We start from the raw sequence: 14,962 nt of genomic DNA on the forward strand, positions 1-14,962 counted from the left end.
CCATCGGCCGCTGGCGGTGCTATCGGAAAATAATGATGACCAGCCCAGAGTCCGCGTTCGCCGCTCGCACCCAGATCTGGCGGGCTCAAGATATCTCCGTCGCCGCGGCGGCGTTGCGGCGGGGCGCGCTCGTCGCCTTTCCGACCGAGACCGTCTACGGCCTCGGCGGAGACGGCGGGTCCGACGAGGCGGTCGCGGCGATCTACGCGGCCAAGGGGCGGCCGGGATACAATCCGCTGATCCTGCATGTGAACGGGGTCGAAGCGGCGCTGGCTCTGGCCGATCTCGGCTCCGGCGCGCGGCTGCTGGCGGAGCGGTTCTGGCCCGGCCCGCTGACGCTGGTGGCGCGCGCGCGGCCGGGCGCGCGCATCTCGGCGCTGGCGCGCGCGGGGCTGCCCACCGTCGCGCTCCGGGCGCCGGCGCATCCCCTGGCGCGGGCGCTTCTCGACGCTTTCGGCGGGCCGCTCGCCGGGCCTTCGGCCAATCCTTCGGGGCGGATCAGCCCGACCACCGCGGCGCATGTGCTCGCCGGGCTCGACGGGCGGATCGCCGGGGTTCTTGACGGCGGGGCGTGTCCGGTCGGCGTCGAGAGCACGATCGTCGGCTTCGATGACGATGCGCCGGTTCTGCTCCGCCCCGGGGGGCTGGCGGCGGAGGAGATCGAGGCGGCGCTCGGCCGCCCGCTCGGCCGGCCCGGGCCGGAGATCGCCTCTCCGGGACAGTTGGCCAGCCATTACGCGCCAAGGGCGCCGGTCCGGCTCGATGCGGCGGCGCCGCGCCCGGGCGAGGCTTTGCTCGGCTTCGGCGGCGCGGCTGGGGCCGCGCTCGATCTTTCGCCATCGGGCGATCTGGGGGAGGCGGCGGCCAACCTCTTTGCGATGCTGCGCGAGCTGGACCAATCCGCCGCGGCCATCGCCGTCTCGCCAATCCCCGGGCACGGGCTCGGCCGGGCGATCAACGACAGATTGCGCCGCGCCGCCGCGCCGCGGCCGGAAGGAGACGCGCCATGACGCTCAGACCCGCAACCGAAGATCTTCTCGCCGGCCTGCGTGAGCTGCTCGGCCCGAAGGGCTGGCGCGCGCCGGGGGACGCGCCGGAGATTTTCGCCGAGGACCGGGACCGCGTCACCGGGCGCGGCGCCTTTGTCGCGCGGCCGGCCGCCACCGCCGAGGTCGCCGAGCTGGTCCGCCGCTGCGCCGCGGCGCAGGTTCCGATCGTTCCGGTCTCCGGCGGCACCGGGCTGGTCTGCGGGCATGTGATGGTGGCCGATCCCCCGCCGATCATGCTTTCTCTTCAGAGGATGGACCGGATCCGCGTGATCGATGTCGCCGACAACGCGCTGATCGCGGAGGCGGGCGCGATCCTGAAAGACATCCAGACGGCGGCGGCGGAGGTGGATCGGCTCTTTCCGCTCTCGCTGGCGTCGGAAGGTTCATGCCGGATCGGCGGCAACCTCTCGACCAATGCGGGCGGCGTGAACACGCTTCGCTACGGCAACGCGCGCGATCTCTGCCTCGGGGTCGAGGCGGTGCTGCCGGACGGGACCGTCTTCAACGGGCTGAAGCGGCTCCGGAAGGACAATATGGGCTATGATCTCCGGCATCTCCTGATCGGCGCGGAAGGCACGCTCGGCGTCATCACGGCGGCGGCGCTGAAGCTTTCTCCGCGCCCGGTCGAGACCGCGACGGCGTGGCTCGCGGTTCCGGACGCGAAGGCGGCGGTCGATCTCCTGCATTTCCTGCGCCCGCGCGTCGGCGACGTGATCTCCGCGTTCGAGCTGGTGGATGTGGTGGGGTTCGACTTTCTCACCGAGGCGGGAATGGGCCGGCCGGCGCCGCTGAATCCGATGCCGAAATGGTCGGTGCTGATCGAGTGCGGCGGCCGGCCCGGCGTCGGCGCGGCGCTGGAGACGGCGCTCATGGCGGCGCTCGAGGCGGGCCTGGTGGAAGACGCCGCGGTGGCGCAATCGGGCGCGCAGGCCGCCGATTTCTGGACCATCCGGGAGACGATCCCGGTGGCGAACCGCGCGGTCGGCGCGGTCTCCAGCCACGATATTTCGGTGCCGGTCGCGCGGTTGCCGGATTTCATCACCCGCGCGACGGCGGCGATCGCCGAATTCGACCCGGAGCTCCGGGTGAACTGTTTCGGCCATGTCGGCGACGGCAACCTGCACTTCAACGTCTACCCGCCGCAAGGACGCGTAAAGGCGGATTACGCCAACCAGAGCGCGGCCGTGAAGCACATCGTTCACGACCTGACGCATGCGACCGAAGGTTCGGTCGGCGCCGAGCATGGCGTCGGGCGGACCAAGGTCGGGGATCTGGTCGAATATGGCGATCCGGGCCTTCTCATGGCGATGCGCGCGATCAAGTCGGCGCTGGACCCGAACGGAATCATGAATCCGGGCGCCGTGCTGGCGGCCTGACGGGGGCGGCCGGGCGCCCGTCTCAGGCCGCCTGGCTCCGCGCCGCGCGCCGGCGCCCCTCGGTCGCCACGGCGACGAGCGCGGGCGAGGCTCTGGGGTCGAGCCGGGAGAGCGCGGCGGCGTAGGCGGCGCGCGCCTCCGCGCGGCTCTGCGCGCCGGCGGCGCCGGGCTCCGCCGCCGCCTCCAGCGCCTGGCCGAGCGTGACCTGGAACGCGGCCAGACGGGTCGGACCGAGCACGGCGAGCCCCGGCGCCGTCGCCTGGCGGCAGAGCTTCACCGCGTCGGCCGCCGCTTCGGCGGCGCCGGCCCCATCGGTCGCGGCCGCCTCCGCCAGGCGCGCGCCGATCAGCGCGGAGATGCTCGCCGCCCAGCCGTCGACGCCGGCCTCCAGCGGGCGCGCCGCCAGCGCCGCCCGCGCCATGGCGGCGGCTTCATGCGCGAAGCGGGCCGCGGTCGACCGATCCGCGAGCGCCGCGAGATCGGTCAACGCGCGGGAGAGGTTGGTGCGAATCGCGGCGCGGCGCGGATCTTCCGCCGCGCCTTCGCCGCCAAGCGCGCTCAGCGCCTCGCGATACGCCAGGACCGCCTTGACCAGAAGCGCGCCGCCGCCGCCCGCGGCCGCCTGCGCCCGGAACGCGTTGCCGAGATTGTTTCGCGCCGCGGCCCAATGCTCCGGCGTCGCATCGCGGCTGTAGACGCTGAGCGCGGCCTCGCCCGCCGCGGCGGCCTCGTCCAGGATTCGCGTCCGCGCCCGCCGCGCCTTGCCGCTGGCCGCCGCGCCGAGCGCGAGGCTGAGTTCCGCCTGCGCCTGCGCCCAGTCGCCGGGCCGCGCGCCGCGCGAGCGGACCGAGAGCGCGGCGCGATACGCCTCCGCCGCTTCGGCGAACAGCGCCGCCGCCGCCGCGCCGCGCTTCCGGCGCGAGAGATTGCCGAGCGCGGTCGCCAGATTGCCCTGCGCCGCGCCCCAGCGGCGGGGCTGTTTCGCGCGGCTGTAGACCTTCAGCGCCGATCGATAGGCGGCGATCGCCTCTCGCAGAAGCGCCGGAGCCGCGTCTCCGCCCTTTCTCAGCGCGAGGTCATGCAGCGTGTTGCCGAGATTGTTCTGGGTCATCGCCCATTTTTCGGGATGTCTCTCGCGCCGCCAGTAATTGAGATTTCGGCGGAAGAGCCGCGCCGCCGCCTCTTCGCCTTCGACGCCGAAGATCCGGCCATGCCGATGCAGCGCGCCGGCCGACGCGTTCCGCAATTCCGCCGCGGCTTCCGGGGTGTAGGGGTCGAGAAAACCGGCCGCCGTCTCGTAATGCCGCTCCGCGCGCTCCGGCTCGCAGGCGAGAAGCGCGACATCCGCGCGCTCCTTGCGGGTCTGGATCCGCGCCGCTCCGCCATGGGCGATCGCCTCCGCCTTCGTCAGCAATCCGTCGCATTCGACGAAGGCGGCCCGGTCCACCGCCGCTTGCGCCGCGAGCATGAGCGGGCGGAGCGAGGCGCGCTCCTGGCCGAGCGCGGCGAGTCGGATGCGGACGTTGTGATATTCCGTGGTCTTGAGGCGCCGCGCCGCGCTCCGCGCGGCCTCGTCGTCGAGGGGGAACAGGCGCAGCGCATGCTCGATCACCGCCGAGGGCGGCGCGAGAGAGGCGGAGGGCGGCGCCGCGGCATGTCCGGGCTCGGTGTCGGAATTCAAGGAGGCACGCATAACCATACTCACGGTGATAGACGAACGGGACACATGCCCCAGTTTCGGCCTTCGTCCGCTTTTGAGCCACCGGATTTCCTGCGGTATTCGTCTCTAATCGCTGCGATCCCGCCGGCGGAGAAGCCGCTCGACGAGCCGATCCCGGGCGGCCGGCGGCGCGGAGGCGCCGAATGCGGGGGCGACCCATCGGCGGAGGAAGTGCCCGGTCAGCGCCAGCCCCTCGGCCAGCCCGGCGGCGTCGGCCGCGCCGCCGGTGAAGAAGGCCGGAAGCGCGAGAAGCTTCGGCGCGTAGGGCGCGCCGGCCGCGGCGCTGATCGCGCGCCCGGTGCGTGGGGAGACCCAGACCAGATCCTCCGTCGCTCCGGTCGCGGCGCAGACGGAGAGATCCAGCGGATAGCCGATCTCGGCCAGCAGCATGACCTCCCAGCCGACATAGCCGGCGGGCCAGTCCGCGTCGCTGCAGATCCGATCCAAGAGGCCGGTGGTGGCGGCGTAGAGCGCGGGGTGGGGCTCGCGCTCGGCGAGATAGGCGCAAAGAAGCGCCGCGATCGCCGCCAGAGCCGCCAGCGCGTCGCCCGAGGCCATCAGCCCCGCCGCGCGCGAGCGCGCCAGCTCCACCCGATAGGCGCCGAGATGCGCGTCGAGCCGAGCGCGCCACTCAAGACTGAGCTGGGCGCCGGGCTGCAGAAGCGGGGCCATGCGCCGGGAGGCGCCGCCCCTGACGATCCCGGCGTGCCGGCCGTGGTCGCGGGTCATCACGTCGAGGATCGCCGCGTCCTCCCCGTGGCGCCGAACGGTCAGGAGGACGCCTTCGTCCCGCCATTCCATCCGTCAGCCTTTCGGCCGGAGGATCATCTGCGTGCAGCGGAAATGCGCCATCGCCCGCCCGGTTCCGGCCGAGGAGACAACCGCGTCCCAGACCTGCGTCGCGCCGCCGAGATGGACCGGCGTCGCCGAGCAGGCGACGATCCCCTCGCGCGCGGTCGAGAGGAAATTCGAGGAGAGATTGATGGTGGTGAACCCCGTCGCTCCTTCGGGCAGGGTCTTCAGCGCGCCGTAGCCGCAGCAGCTGTCGGCGAGAGTGACGACGACGCCGGCGTGAAGATAGCCGTTCCCGGCGAGGAGCGCGGGGCGGATCTCGAGCTCCGCCGTCACCTCATCCGCTTCGACCCGGGTGAGCCGAAGGCCGAGCTCTCCGGGAAAGAAACCCGGGATGCGGGCGTTCCACTCGGCCAGGGTTTTCGGCGTCTCGCGCATGTCGTCGGCCTCCTTGCGGTCAAGTCTACGCGCGCCGCCGCGTCAGTCGAGCCCCTCTTCATCGAGCAGCGTGCGCCCTTTCGGGTCCTCGATCTCGACGATCCAGAGATCGGGGTCGAACCGGCGCTGGCGGGCGAGGGCTTCGTCCGCCTCGGTCTCGGGCGCCGCTTCGGCGAGGGGCGCCCAGACCCGCTCCCCGTCCGCGCCGTAGGCCCGGGTGAAGACGGAGGCGCGGCCATCCATCGTCGCCACCTTCACCGCGACGGCGCCGGCGGTCTTGTCGCCCTTCGCGGTGAGGTAGGCCGGGATCGCCGCCTGCTCCAGCCGCGCAAGATAGGCTGCGACCCAGAATTCTGCGGTGAGGCGTGGCCTCACTCGTCGTTCCCGGATGAAAAATCGAGTCCGATCGCGTCGAACCGCTCCTTCTCGTCGAGCCAGCCGGGCCGCGCCTTCACTTCGAGGAACAGATGCGCGCGCCGCCCGAGCAGCTCCTCGATGTCTTTGCGCGCTTCGGCGCCGATGGCCTTGATCGTCTCGCCGCGCTTGCCGAGGACGATGCCCTTGTGGCCGTCGCGGATCACATAGATCACCTGAACGATCCGGGCGGAGCCGTCCTTCAGTTCGGTCCAGCTCTCGGTCTCGACCGTCAACTGGTAGGGCAGTTCCTGATGCAGGCGGAGCGTCAGCTTCTCGCGGGTGATCTCGGCCGCGATCATGCGTTGCGGCAGATCGGAGATCTCATCCTCGGGATAGAGGAACGGCCCTTCCGGCATCTCCCCCGCCAGCCAGCTTCGCAGCGCCTCGACGCCGTGGCCGCGCGAGGCGGAGATCATGAACGTGGCCTGGAACGGGCGCTTCGCGTTCAGCGCCTCCGTCAGTTGCAGAAGCACCGGCGGCTTCACCCGGTCGATCTTGTTGATGACCAGCGCGACGCGCGCCTCGGGCCGGTTCGAGAGAATGTCGATGATCGCCTCGACGCCTTCGGTCAGCCCCCGGTGCGCCTCGACCAGCAGACAGACGACATCGGCGTCCTCGGCGCCCGCCCAGGCCGCCGCGACCATCGCCCGGTCGAGCCGCCGCCGCGGCCGGAAGAGGCCGGGCGTGTCGATGAAGACGATCTGCGCGCGCCCGCCGCCGGCGGAATCGGGCGCATCCGCCATCGCGACGCCCCGGATCCGGGAGCGCGTGGTCTGGACCTTGTGGGTGACGATCGCGATCTTCGCGCCGACCATCCGGTTCAGCAGCGTCGATTTTCCCGCGTTCGGCTCACCGATCAGCGCGACGAATCCGGCGCGGGTGGATGGCTCTGCCTCAGTCATCGATCTCTCCGATCAGATGGAGGAGCCTTGAAGCCGCCTCCTGTTCCGCGCCGCGTTTCGAGGTCCCCTGCGCGCTGGCGGCGGCGCCGTTCTCCAACGTCGCCTCCACCGTGAAGAGCGGCGCGTGATCCGGGCCGTCCCGCCCCTTCACCTCGTAGCGCGGCGGGCGCATCGCGCGGCTCTGGGCCCATTCCTGCAACCAGGTCTTCGGGTCGCGGGGGGCTTCGTCTCCCTGCGTCTCGATCCGCGCCTTCCAATGGCGGAGAATCATCTTTTGCGCCGCCGGCAGCCCGCCATCAAGATAAACCGCCGCGATCACCGCCTCCATCGCGTCGCCGAGGATCGCGGTCTTCCGGCGCACGCCGCCGCGGTTCTCGGACTTGCCGAGCCGCAACCAGCCGTCGACGCCGATCTCGCGGGCGATGGCCGCGCAGGTCTCTTTCCGCACCAGCTCGTTGAACCGGGGCGCCAGTTCGCCCTCCGCCGCGTTCGGGTAGCGCGCGGCCAGCGCGTCCGCGATCACGAGCCCGAGCACCCGGTCGCCGAGAAACTCCAGCCGCTGGTTGTGCGGGCGGGCGGGGCTGGCCGCGGAGGAATGGGTCAGCGCCTCATCCAGCACCGCAAGGTTCGAGAACCGATGGCCGAGGCGCGATTCGGCCGTATCAGCGTCGACGGCCATGCGCCGTCACCTGATGATGGTCAGGAACCGGCCCCAGCGCCAGTTCCAGATCTCGTAGAACGGCCCGTCGGAGGACAGCGCGATCAACTCCGCTCTCCCGACAAGATTTTCGTACGGCACGAAGCCGACGCCGAGGCGGCTGTCGTTCGAATTGTCCCGATTGTCGCCCATGAAGAAATACTCGCCTTCGGGCACGGTGAAGACGCGGGTGTTGTCGGTGCCCTGCGAGAGGTTCCCGTCCGCGTTCAGGATGACATGCTCGCGGCCGTTCGGCAGAGTCTCGACCCAGATTTCCTTCACGCATTTGATCTCGCCGTCGATCATCGGCTTGTCGATGCAGCGGGTGCGCATCGGGTCGATATCCTCGACGAAGAATCCGTCCTGGCGCATGCCGACCGGCTCGCCGTTGATGTGCAGGACGCCGCCCTGCATCTGCACCGTGTCGCCGGGAAGGCCGACCAGCCGCTTGATGAAGTCCTCTCCCGAGCGCGGATGCTTGAAGACGATCACGTCGCCGCGCTCCGGCTCGCCGCCGAAAATGCGGCCGTCGAACGGGCCAAGTGACCATGGGAAGGAGTACTTCGAATAGCCGTAGGCGTATTTCGAAATGAAGAGGTAGTCGCCGATCAGAAGCGTCGATTTCATCGATCCCGACGGGATCCAGAACGGCTGAAACAGGAAGGTGCGGAAAACCAGCGCGATCAGAATCGCCCAGAATATGGTGCGGATCGTCTCTCCGATTCCGTCTTTTCGTTTTCCGTGTTTCGATCTGGCCATCTGCCGCTCCGGCTGTGAGGCGTTGCTTGTGGCGGGGCGGCGGAGGCGTGTCAATATCGCGGGTCCGCGCTCAATCGGGCTGAATCTGCAGCGCTTCGATCACCACGAACGCCTGCGCATAGGGGGGATCGTCGGTGATGGTGACGTGGATCGCCGCCCTGTGCATCGGCGGAAGCAGCTCCGCGAGCCGGGCCGCGGCGCCGCCGGTCAGCGCCATGGTCGGCTGGCCGGACGGCAGGTTGACGACGCCCATCTCCACCCATGCGACCCCCATGCGGAGCCCGGTGCCGAGCGCCTTGGAGCACGCCTCCTTCGCCGCCCAGCGTTTGGCGTAGCTGGCGGCGCGGGCGCGGCGTTTCTCCGATTTCGCCTGCTCGACCGTGGTGAAGACGCGTTTGACGAACCGGTCCCCGAACCGCTCCAGCGTGCTCTCGATCCGCCGTATGTCGGCCAGGTCGGATCCGATGCCGATGATCATGGCGCCTCCGCCCGCCAGGCGAGGAGGCGGAGCCCCGCGAAGCCGAAGAGCGCCGCCGCCGCGCCCTCGACCCAGCGCCGCGCTCTGGCGTAGATCCGCCGCGCCGCCGGGTGGGCGAAGAGCGCGGAATAGCCGAGATAGACGAAGAGGCCGAGCGCCGAGCAGAGCGCCCAGATCGCCCAGACGTCCGCAGCGCCGGCGCCTGGCCGGACCCCGAGCGCGATCACCGCGCCCCAGGCGAGCAGCGCCTTGGGGTTGACGCCGTTGAGCGTCGCGCCGCGCAGGAGCAGCCGCCCGCCGGAGCGGATGGCCGCCGCGCCCGGCGCGGCTTCCTCCGCCTTGAGCGCGCTCCGCGCGGCGCCCCAGGCGAGCCAGAGAAGAAAGAGCGCTCCGCCGATCTTCAGCGCGAGAAGCGCCGGCGCGAACGCGGCGAGAAGCGGGCCGAACCCGGCCGCCGCCAGCGCGCCCCACCCGGCGAGGCTGAGGCCGAGGCCGGCCGAGAGCGCCGCCGCCGCCCGCCCGCCCGAGGCCATCGCCGTCTTCGCGACGGCCAATGTCGCCGGTCCGGGCGCGGCGGCGAGCGCGAAAAAGGCGAGGGCGGGCGCGAACAGGAAAGCGAACTCGCTCATGGCGCGGCCGCTTCGCGTCGCGCGCGCTCCATGACGTCGCGCATCTTGCGGATCGCGCTGTCGAGGCCGGAGAAAATCGCCTCGCCGATCAGGAAATGGCCGATATTCAGCTCCACCACCGCCGGAAGCGCGGCGATGGGCGGCGTCGTGTCGTAGGTGAGGCCGTGGCCGGCGTGAACCTCAAGGCCGAGCCCCTTCGCGAAGGCGGCCATCTCGGTCAGTTTCGCCAGTTCGGCGTCGCGCATGTCGAGCCGCCCTTCGGCGTCTGCGTCGCAATAGGCGCCGGTGTGAAGCTCGATCACGGGGGCGCCGATTCGCGCCGCCGCCTCGATCTGGCGCGGGTCCGCCGCGACGAAGAGCGAGACGCGCGAGCCCGCCTCGCGGAGCGGCGCGATGAACTCCGCGAGATGCGCCTCGTCCCGCACGACGTCGAGCCCGCCTTCCGTGGTGCGCTCCTCGCGCTTCTCCGGCACGATGCAGGCGGCGTGGGGCTTGTGGCGGAGCGCTATGGCCTGCATCTCGTCGGTCGCGGCCATCTCCAGATTGAGCGGGACCGAGATCGCCGCGAGGATCCTCTCGATGTCGGCGTCCATGATGTGGCGGCGATCCTCACGAAGATGTGCGGTGATCCCGTCGGCGCCGGCGGCCTCCGCGATCATGGCGGCGCGGGTCGGGTCCGGCGTCGCGCCGCCCCGCGCGTTCCTGATGGTCGCGACATGGTCGATATTCACGCCGAGCCGCAACCGGCCGGAAGGGGATTCGCGCATTGACTCGCTCCTTTTACGGGCAGTTTAGGCGGTCATCTCGCGGCTTCCAAGCGCAGCCGCACCGCGTAGGCGCTGACGATATGGCGGCGCGCCGCGGCTTCGGCCGCCGCGCCGTCCCGCGCCGCGATCGCGTCGACGATCAGCCGATGTTCGGCGTTCGAGGTCTCCGCCCGCCCCGGCGCCGAAAAGGTGGTGTCGCCGAGGAGCGAGAGCGAGCGGCGCACCGGCCCCAGCGTCTCGATCAGGTAGCGGTTATGGCTGGAGAGATGCAGCTGGCGGTGGAAGCGTTTGTTCGCCTGGGCCAGCGATTTCGGCGCGGAGACCCGCTCATCGGCGGCGATCATGTCGTAGAGGAGCGCGATTTCGGGCGCCGAGGCGTGATGCGCGGCCAGTCGGGCCGCCAGCCCCTCCATCACCTCCCGGACCGCGTAGAGTTCGCCGACCTGATCATAATCGAGCGAGGCGACGACGGCGCCCCTGCGCGCCTGATGCTGCACGACGCCTTCCGTCTCCAGCCGCCGCAGCGCTTCGCGGACCGGGGTGCGGCTCACGCCGAAACGGGCGGCGAGCTCGGCCTCCAGCAGCCGCGCGCCCGGCGGGTATTCGCCGCCGTCGATGGCGGCGAGGATCCGTTCGTGAAGCTCCTTTTCGTCCGTCTCCGAAACCATCGCCCGCTCCCACCTCTCCATGGGAGACATGCCCGCGCCGGCGGCGGCGCGCAAGGCGCCGCCCGGCGCGGCGGCGGTGGTCAAGTCGGAGGCGAGCCGCTATCAGGAGGCGGCGATTCAGAATAGGCGAGAACGAGGAGGCGCAGGCGCGGCGATGAGTTTCTTCCGCAAGCTGAAGGATCGGCTGCTCAAGTCGTCCTCGCGGCTCGACGACGGGGTGGACGCGCTGGTGGGCGCCGAAGCGCCCGCCGCGCCCGCGCCCGACTCCCCGCCCGAGGCCAAGCCCGTATCTCCATCCCGGCCGGCGCCGGCGCCTGAGGCGGCGAAGCCCGGTCTCGCGCAGCGGCTCGCCGGCGCGGTCGGCGGCCGCGGCGCGGAGCGCGGACGGGTCCTCGACGACGCCATGCTCAACGATCTGGAGGAGCTTCTGATCGGGGCGGACATGGGCGTCGAGACGGCGATGCGGGTCGCGGCGGCGATGGCCGAGGGCCGCTTCGGCAAGCGGCTCGGCGCGGAGGAGATCAAGACCCTCCTGGCGGCGGAGGTGGCGCGCATCCTCGCCCCGGTCGCCCGGCCGCTGCCGCTCTATGGCGTGAAACCGCAGGTGGTGCTGGTGGTCGGCGTCAACGGCTCGGGCAAGACGACGACGATCGGCAAGCTGGCGAGCCAGCTGAGAGGCGCGGGGAAATCGGTGATCATCGCCGCCGGAGACACGTTCCGCGCCGCCGCCGTCGAGCAGTTGCAGGTCTGGGGGGAGCGCGCGGGGGCGCCGGTCATGACGGCGCCCGAAGGGTCCGACCCCGCCTCGCTCGCCTTCGAGGCGATGACGCGGGCCGAGAAGGAGGGCGCGGATATTCTGCTGATCGACACCGCCGGCCGGCTCCAGAATCGCGCCGATCTGATGGCCGAGCTCGAGAAGATCGTGCGCGTGATTCGGAAGAAGGACCCGAAGGCGCCGCACAACACGCTTCTCGTTCTGGACGCGACGACGGGGCAGAACGCCCTCGCGCAGGTGGAGATCTTCCAGAAGATCGCGGCCGTCTCGGGCCTGGTGATGACCAAACTCGACGGAACCGCGCGCGGCGGCGTGCTGGTCGCGCTGGCGGACCGGTTCGGCCTGCCGATCCACGCCATCGGCGTCGGCGAGCAGATCGACGACCTGTCGCCCTTCGATCCGGAGGAGTTCGCCGCCGCGCTCGTCGGGATCGAGCCCGGAATGTAAGATTTATCACGTCAATCTTTCCACAATTATGTCATAATAGCGTGGCTAGTGCGTTTTGCTTGGCTGTTCGGGATGTTGTGGGGCTGGGGCGATGATCAAACGTGACGACGAAACGCCTGAATCCGTTCTGGATCTGGCGCTGGATTCGGTTCCTGCGGGGGCCTGCGCATATGTGCCATATCGGCCGAGAAGCCGGCCGCGCGCGCCTCAGGAGGGCCAGCGTGATTCGGTCGGCTGGGAGCTGACGCGAGATCCCGTCTACGAACGTTGACCGCGGGCGCGCCGACCTGAGCGCGACCTGACCGCTCCGAGCATGGCCGCTTTGCCGTGCGCGGCCGGCGTATTTCCTGTAATCGCGTCTCATCGCGCGCGGACTCGAGCGCGCGACTGGGGGGAATGGCGCGATGTTGGCCGACTGGATCTTGTCGATCGAGGCGACGGAGACGGGCGGGAGGGTCGCGCTCGTGCTCGCGCTCACCTCCGCGGTGGCGCATGCGGTCTTCGGCGCGCTCCAGAAAGGCAGGGGCGTCGACCCCTGGCTGATTCGCGGCGCGATCGACGTCTGGAATTGCGTGCTGGCGCTGCCGCTCGCGCTGCTCCTCGTCCCGCTTCCCTCGCGGGAGCTGGCGCTGGTTCTCGCCGGCGCGTTCGGGATCCACAGCGGCTACAAGCTGCTTCTCGCGGCGGCCTATGCGCGGGGCGCCTTCACGGTGGTCTATCCGGTGGTCCGGGGCGTCAGCCCGCTGGCGACGGTGATTTTCGCCGGGGTGGTCTTCGGCGAGACGTTCCGGCTCGGCCAGTGGAGCGGCGTGCTTCTGCTCTCGCTCGCGATCATGGCGCTGGCGGGGGTCAATCTTCGCCGCATCCGCATCGGCAGGGAGACGCTGGTCAACGCGCTGATTCTCGCGTTCGTCACCGGCGTCTTCACCGCGCTCTACACCACCTATGACGCATGGGGGATTCGCGTGGCGGAGAACCCATTCACCTTCCTGCTCTGGTTCTTCGTCGTCGACGGGCTCTTCTTTCCGGTCCTGTCGTTCACGCTCTGGCGCCGGAGCAAAACGCGGCCGCCGCTCGGGCCGTTGCTGCGGCGCGGATTCATCGCGTCGATAATCGCCTTCGTCAGCTTCGGCTCGGTCATGCTGGCCACCCGGCTCGACAAGGTCGGCGAGGCCGCCGCGCTTCGCGAGACCTCGGTGGTCTTCGCCGCGATCATCGGCTGGGCGTTCCTGAAGGAGGAGGTGGGGCCGATCCGCGCCGGGCTGATGGCGTTGATCGCGCTTGGCGCGGTGCTGGTCGAATTCGGCTGAGCGCGCATCGGCTTTCCGCCGGGGCGGTTTTCGGGTAAGCCCCGCTTCATGAGCGCGAAAGAAATCCACCCCCTCGTTCGTCTCGGCCTCGAATTCGGGCCGCTGGCGATATTCTTTCTCACCTACCGGGCCTATTCGGACCACGACGTGATGATTCTCGGGGAGCTTTATGGCGGCGTCGTGGTGGCGACCATCGCGTTCATCCCGGCGATTCTGGTCTCGCTGGCGATTTCCTGGGCGCTGACGCGGCATCTGCCGCGCACGGCGGTGGTCACCGCGGTGGTGGTGGTGGTCTTTGGCGGGCTGACGATCTGGCTGAACGACGCCACCTTCATCAAGATGAAGCCGACGATCGTGAATCTGATCTTCGCCGCGCTTCTCGGCTGGGGGCTTCTGCGCGGGCGGTCCTACCTGAAATACCTGATGGGCGAGCTTCTGCCGCTGACGGATGAGGGCTGGATGGGCTTCACCCGGCGCTGGGCGCTCTTCTTCGTCTTCATGGCGCTCTTGAACGAGGCGATCTGGCGCGGAACGTCAGAAAGCTTCTGGGTCAACTTCAAGACGTTCGGCAGCCCGGTCGTCACGCTGGCGTTCATCCTGTCGCAGATGAAGTTTCTTCGCCATCACACGCCGCCGGAGCCCTGAGCATCGGACCCCGGGCGTTCAGGGCTCCACGGCTCAGAGCATCGACGGGAGCACCTGATCGGGCGGGCGGTGCCCGTCGGCGAAGGTCTTGATGTTGATGATGACCTTCTCGCCCATCTCGATCCGGCCTTCCTCCGTCGCCGAGCTCATGTGCGGCAGGAGCATCACGTTCGGCTGCGCCATCAGCTTCGGGTTCACCGCCGGCGCGCGCTCGAACACGTCGAGCCCGGCCCCCGCCAGCTCGCCCCGCACCAGCATCCGCGTCAGCGCGTTCTCGTCCACGATCTCGCCGCGCGCGGTGTTGACGATATAGGCCGTCGGCTTCAGCAGCTTCAGCCGCCGCGCGTTCAGGAGGTGATAGGTCGCGGGCGTGTGCGGGCAATTCACGCTGACCACGTCCATCCGCGCCAGCATCTGGTCGAGGCTCTCCCAATAGGTCGCCTCCAGCTCGGCTTCGATGTCGCCATGCAGCCGGCGCCGGTTGTGGTAATGCACCTGCATCCCGAACGCCCGCGCCCGGCGCGCGACCGCCTGACCGATCCGGCCCATGCCGAGAATGCCGAGCCGCTTTCCGCTCACCCGCCGGCCCATCAGCGCGGTCGGCGACCAGCCGGCCCAGTCGCCGGACTGGATCAGCGCGGCGCCCTCGGCGATCCGCCGCGGCACCGCGAGGATCATCGCCATGGTCATGTCCGCGGTGTCCTCGGTCAGCACGCCCGGCGTGTTGGTGACGAGGATGCCGCGCCGGCGCGCGGTCTCGACGTCGATATGATCGAAGCCGGCGCCGTAATTCGCGATCAGTTTCAGGCGTTCGCCGGCCTGGCCGAGGATCTTGTGGTCGATCTCGTCGGTCAGGGTCGGGACCAGCACATCCGCCCGGCGCATCGCGTCGGCGAGTTGGGCGGAATCCATCGGCGTGTCGCTCTCGTTCAGCGTCACGTCGAAAAGCTCTCGCAGGCGCGTCTCCACCGGCTCGGGTAGACGGCGCGTCACGATCACGGAGAGACGGTGCGGCGGGCGATCTTGCATGGGGCGAGCCTTCAGGTTGCGACAAGGGCGTGAAGCCGTGATATTGTATGCGCTGAAGCGGCAC

17 protein-coding genes are annotated in these 14,962 nt (G+C 70.2%); 5 read left to right on the forward strand and 12 right to left on the reverse strand.

Annotated elements, in window-relative coordinates:
* Positions 1 to 35: 35 nt before the first annotated feature.
* Together WG921_RS00190 and WG921_RS00195 are read left to right on the forward strand one after the other, a co-directional pair.
* On the forward strand, positions 36 to 1,010 hold the full coding sequence (locus WG921_RS00190; protein ID WP_340107145.1) for an L-threonylcarbamoyladenylate synthase: 975 nt from the start codon (positions 36 to 38) through the stop codon (positions 1,008 to 1,010).
* Positions 1,007 to 2,425: an FAD-binding oxidoreductase gene (locus tag WG921_RS00195; RefSeq protein WP_340107146.1), complete on the forward strand. Its 1,419-nt coding sequence runs from the start codon at positions 1,007 to 1,009 to the stop codon at positions 2,423 to 2,425. Before WG921_RS00190 ends, WG921_RS00195 begins: the two co-directional genes overlap by 4 nt.
* A 22-nt stretch (positions 2,426 to 2,447) precedes the next feature.
* Here the strand turns inward: WG921_RS00195 and WG921_RS00200 are convergent, their stop codons facing one another.
* The 11 genes from WG921_RS00200 to WG921_RS00250 all read right to left on the reverse strand — a co-directional run bounded on the left by WG921_RS00200 (position 2,448) and on the right by WG921_RS00250 (position 10,692).
* A complete protein-coding gene (locus WG921_RS00200; protein ID WP_340107147.1) occupies positions 2,448 to 4,118 on the reverse strand; it encodes a hypothetical protein in 1,671 nt (556 codons plus the stop codon).
* Between the two features lie 93 nt (positions 4,119 to 4,211).
* On the reverse strand, positions 4,212 to 4,946 hold the full coding sequence (gene recO / locus WG921_RS00205; protein WP_340107148.1) for a DNA repair protein RecO: 735 nt from the start codon (positions 4,944 to 4,946) through the stop codon (positions 4,212 to 4,214).
* A gap of 3 nt (positions 4,947 to 4,949) precedes the next feature.
* Complete coding sequence (locus WG921_RS00210; protein ID WP_340107149.1) at positions 4,950 to 5,375, reverse strand: PaaI family thioesterase; 426 nt, start codon at positions 5,373 to 5,375, stop codon at positions 4,950 to 4,952.
* 42 nt (positions 5,376 to 5,417) lie between these two features.
* Positions 5,418 to 5,750, reverse strand: a complete 333-nt coding sequence (locus WG921_RS00215; protein ID WP_340107150.1) for a DUF1491 family protein — start codon at positions 5,748 to 5,750, stop codon at positions 5,418 to 5,420.
* Positions 5,747 to 6,694, reverse strand: a complete 948-nt coding sequence (gene era, locus WG921_RS00220) for a GTPase Era (RefSeq protein ID WP_340107151.1) — start codon at positions 6,692 to 6,694, stop codon at positions 5,747 to 5,749. Before era ends, WG921_RS00215 begins: the two co-directional genes overlap by 4 nt.
* Positions 6,687 to 7,373 (reverse strand): ribonuclease III, encoded by a 687-nt coding sequence (gene rnc, locus WG921_RS00225; RefSeq protein ID WP_340107152.1) that lies wholly within the window; start codon positions 7,371 to 7,373, stop codon positions 6,687 to 6,689. Before rnc ends, era begins: the two co-directional genes overlap by 8 nt.
* Positions 7,374 to 7,379: 6 nt before the next feature.
* Complete coding sequence (gene lepB, locus WG921_RS00230) at positions 7,380 to 8,150, reverse strand: signal peptidase I (protein ID WP_340107153.1); 771 nt, start codon at positions 8,148 to 8,150, stop codon at positions 7,380 to 7,382.
* 70 nt (positions 8,151 to 8,220) lie between these two features.
* Positions 8,221 to 8,628, reverse strand: a complete 408-nt coding sequence (gene acpS / locus WG921_RS00235) for a holo-ACP synthase (RefSeq protein WP_340107154.1) — start codon at positions 8,626 to 8,628, stop codon at positions 8,221 to 8,223.
* Positions 8,625 to 9,257: a LysE family transporter gene (locus WG921_RS00240; RefSeq protein WP_340107155.1), complete on the reverse strand. Its 633-nt coding sequence runs from the start codon at positions 9,255 to 9,257 to the stop codon at positions 8,625 to 8,627. Before WG921_RS00240 ends, acpS begins: the two co-directional genes overlap by 4 nt.
* The gene (locus WG921_RS00245) at positions 9,254 to 10,024 is read right to left on the reverse strand and encodes a pyridoxine 5'-phosphate synthase (protein WP_340107156.1); all 771 of its coding nucleotides are present in this window, start codon (positions 10,022 to 10,024) and stop codon (positions 9,254 to 9,256) included. Before WG921_RS00245 ends, WG921_RS00240 begins: the two co-directional genes overlap by 4 nt.
* Before the next feature lie 32 nt (positions 10,025 to 10,056).
* The gene (locus tag WG921_RS00250; protein ID WP_340107157.1) at positions 10,057 to 10,692 is read right to left on the reverse strand and encodes a GntR family transcriptional regulator; all 636 of its coding nucleotides are present in this window, start codon (positions 10,690 to 10,692) and stop codon (positions 10,057 to 10,059) included.
* 154 nt (positions 10,693 to 10,846) lie between these two features.
* Between WG921_RS00250 and ftsY the strand changes: the two genes are divergently transcribed.
* From ftsY to WG921_RS00265, 3 genes are all read left to right on the forward strand, one after another.
* Positions 10,847 to 11,914, forward strand: coding sequence for a signal recognition particle-docking protein FtsY (gene ftsY / locus WG921_RS00255; RefSeq protein ID WP_340107317.1), 1,068 nt, complete (start codon positions 10,847 to 10,849; stop codon positions 11,912 to 11,914).
* Positions 11,915 to 12,321: 407 nt separating this feature from the next.
* Entirely contained in the window at positions 12,322 to 13,224 is a 903-nt protein-coding gene (locus WG921_RS00260) for a DMT family transporter (protein WP_340107318.1), read from the forward strand.
* Between the two features lie 48 nt (positions 13,225 to 13,272).
* Entirely contained in the window at positions 13,273 to 13,869 is a 597-nt protein-coding gene (locus WG921_RS00265; protein WP_340107158.1) for a septation protein A, read from the forward strand.
* Positions 13,870 to 13,902: 33 nt separating this feature from the next.
* Here the strand turns inward: WG921_RS00265 and WG921_RS00270 are convergent, their stop codons facing one another.
* Entirely contained in the window at positions 13,903 to 14,898 is a 996-nt protein-coding gene (locus tag WG921_RS00270) for a 2-hydroxyacid dehydrogenase (RefSeq protein ID WP_340107159.1), read from the reverse strand.
* Between the last annotated feature and the right edge of the window lie 64 nt (positions 14,899 to 14,962).

Source organism: Paludibacillus litoralis (genome assembly GCF_037646705.1).
Classification (GTDB): domain Bacteria; phylum Pseudomonadota; class Alphaproteobacteria; order Rhodobacterales; family Rhodobacteraceae; genus Pikeienuella; species Pikeienuella litoralis.

Bases quoted from the DNA above. Each gene is read 5' to 3' on its own strand.
- WG921_RS00190 (WP_340107145.1), top strand. From the start codon at position 36: ATGACCAGCCCAGAGTCCGCGTTCGCCGCTCGCACCCAGATCTGGCGG.
- WG921_RS00195 (WP_340107146.1), top strand. From the start codon at position 1,007: ATGACGCTCAGACCCGCAACCGAAGATCTTCTCGCCGGCCTGCGTGAG.
- WG921_RS00200 (WP_340107147.1), bottom strand. From the start codon at position 4,118: ATGCGTGCCTCCTTGAATTCCGACACCGAGCCCGGACATGCCGCGGCG.
- recO (WP_340107148.1), bottom strand. From the start codon at position 4,946: ATGGAATGGCGGGACGAAGGCGTCCTCCTGACCGTTCGGCGCCACGGG.
- WG921_RS00210 (WP_340107149.1), bottom strand. From the start codon at position 5,375: ATGCGCGAGACGCCGAAAACCCTGGCCGAGTGGAACGCCCGCATCCCG.
- era (WP_340107151.1), bottom strand. From the start codon at position 6,694: ATGACTGAGGCAGAGCCATCCACCCGCGCCGGATTCGTCGCGCTGATC.
- rnc (WP_340107152.1), bottom strand. From the start codon at position 7,373: ATGGCCGTCGACGCTGATACGGCCGAATCGCGCCTCGGCCATCGGTTC.
- lepB (WP_340107153.1), bottom strand. From the start codon at position 8,150: ATGGCCAGATCGAAACACGGAAAACGAAAAGACGGAATCGGAGAGACG.
- acpS (WP_340107154.1), bottom strand. From the start codon at position 8,628: ATGATCATCGGCATCGGATCCGACCTGGCCGACATACGGCGGATCGAG.
- WG921_RS00240 (WP_340107155.1), bottom strand. From the start codon at position 9,257: ATGAGCGAGTTCGCTTTCCTGTTCGCGCCCGCCCTCGCCTTTTTCGCG.
- WG921_RS00245 (WP_340107156.1), bottom strand. From the start codon at position 10,024: ATGCGCGAATCCCCTTCCGGCCGGTTGCGGCTCGGCGTGAATATCGAC.
- WG921_RS00250 (WP_340107157.1), bottom strand. From the start codon at position 10,692: ATGGTTTCGGAGACGGACGAAAAGGAGCTTCACGAACGGATCCTCGCC.
- ftsY (WP_340107317.1), top strand. From the start codon at position 10,847: ATGAGTTTCTTCCGCAAGCTGAAGGATCGGCTGCTCAAGTCGTCCTCG.
- WG921_RS00265 (WP_340107158.1), top strand. From the start codon at position 13,273: ATGAGCGCGAAAGAAATCCACCCCCTCGTTCGTCTCGGCCTCGAATTC.
- WG921_RS00270 (WP_340107159.1), bottom strand. From the start codon at position 14,898: ATGCAAGATCGCCCGCCGCACCGTCTCTCCGTGATCGTGACGCGCCGT.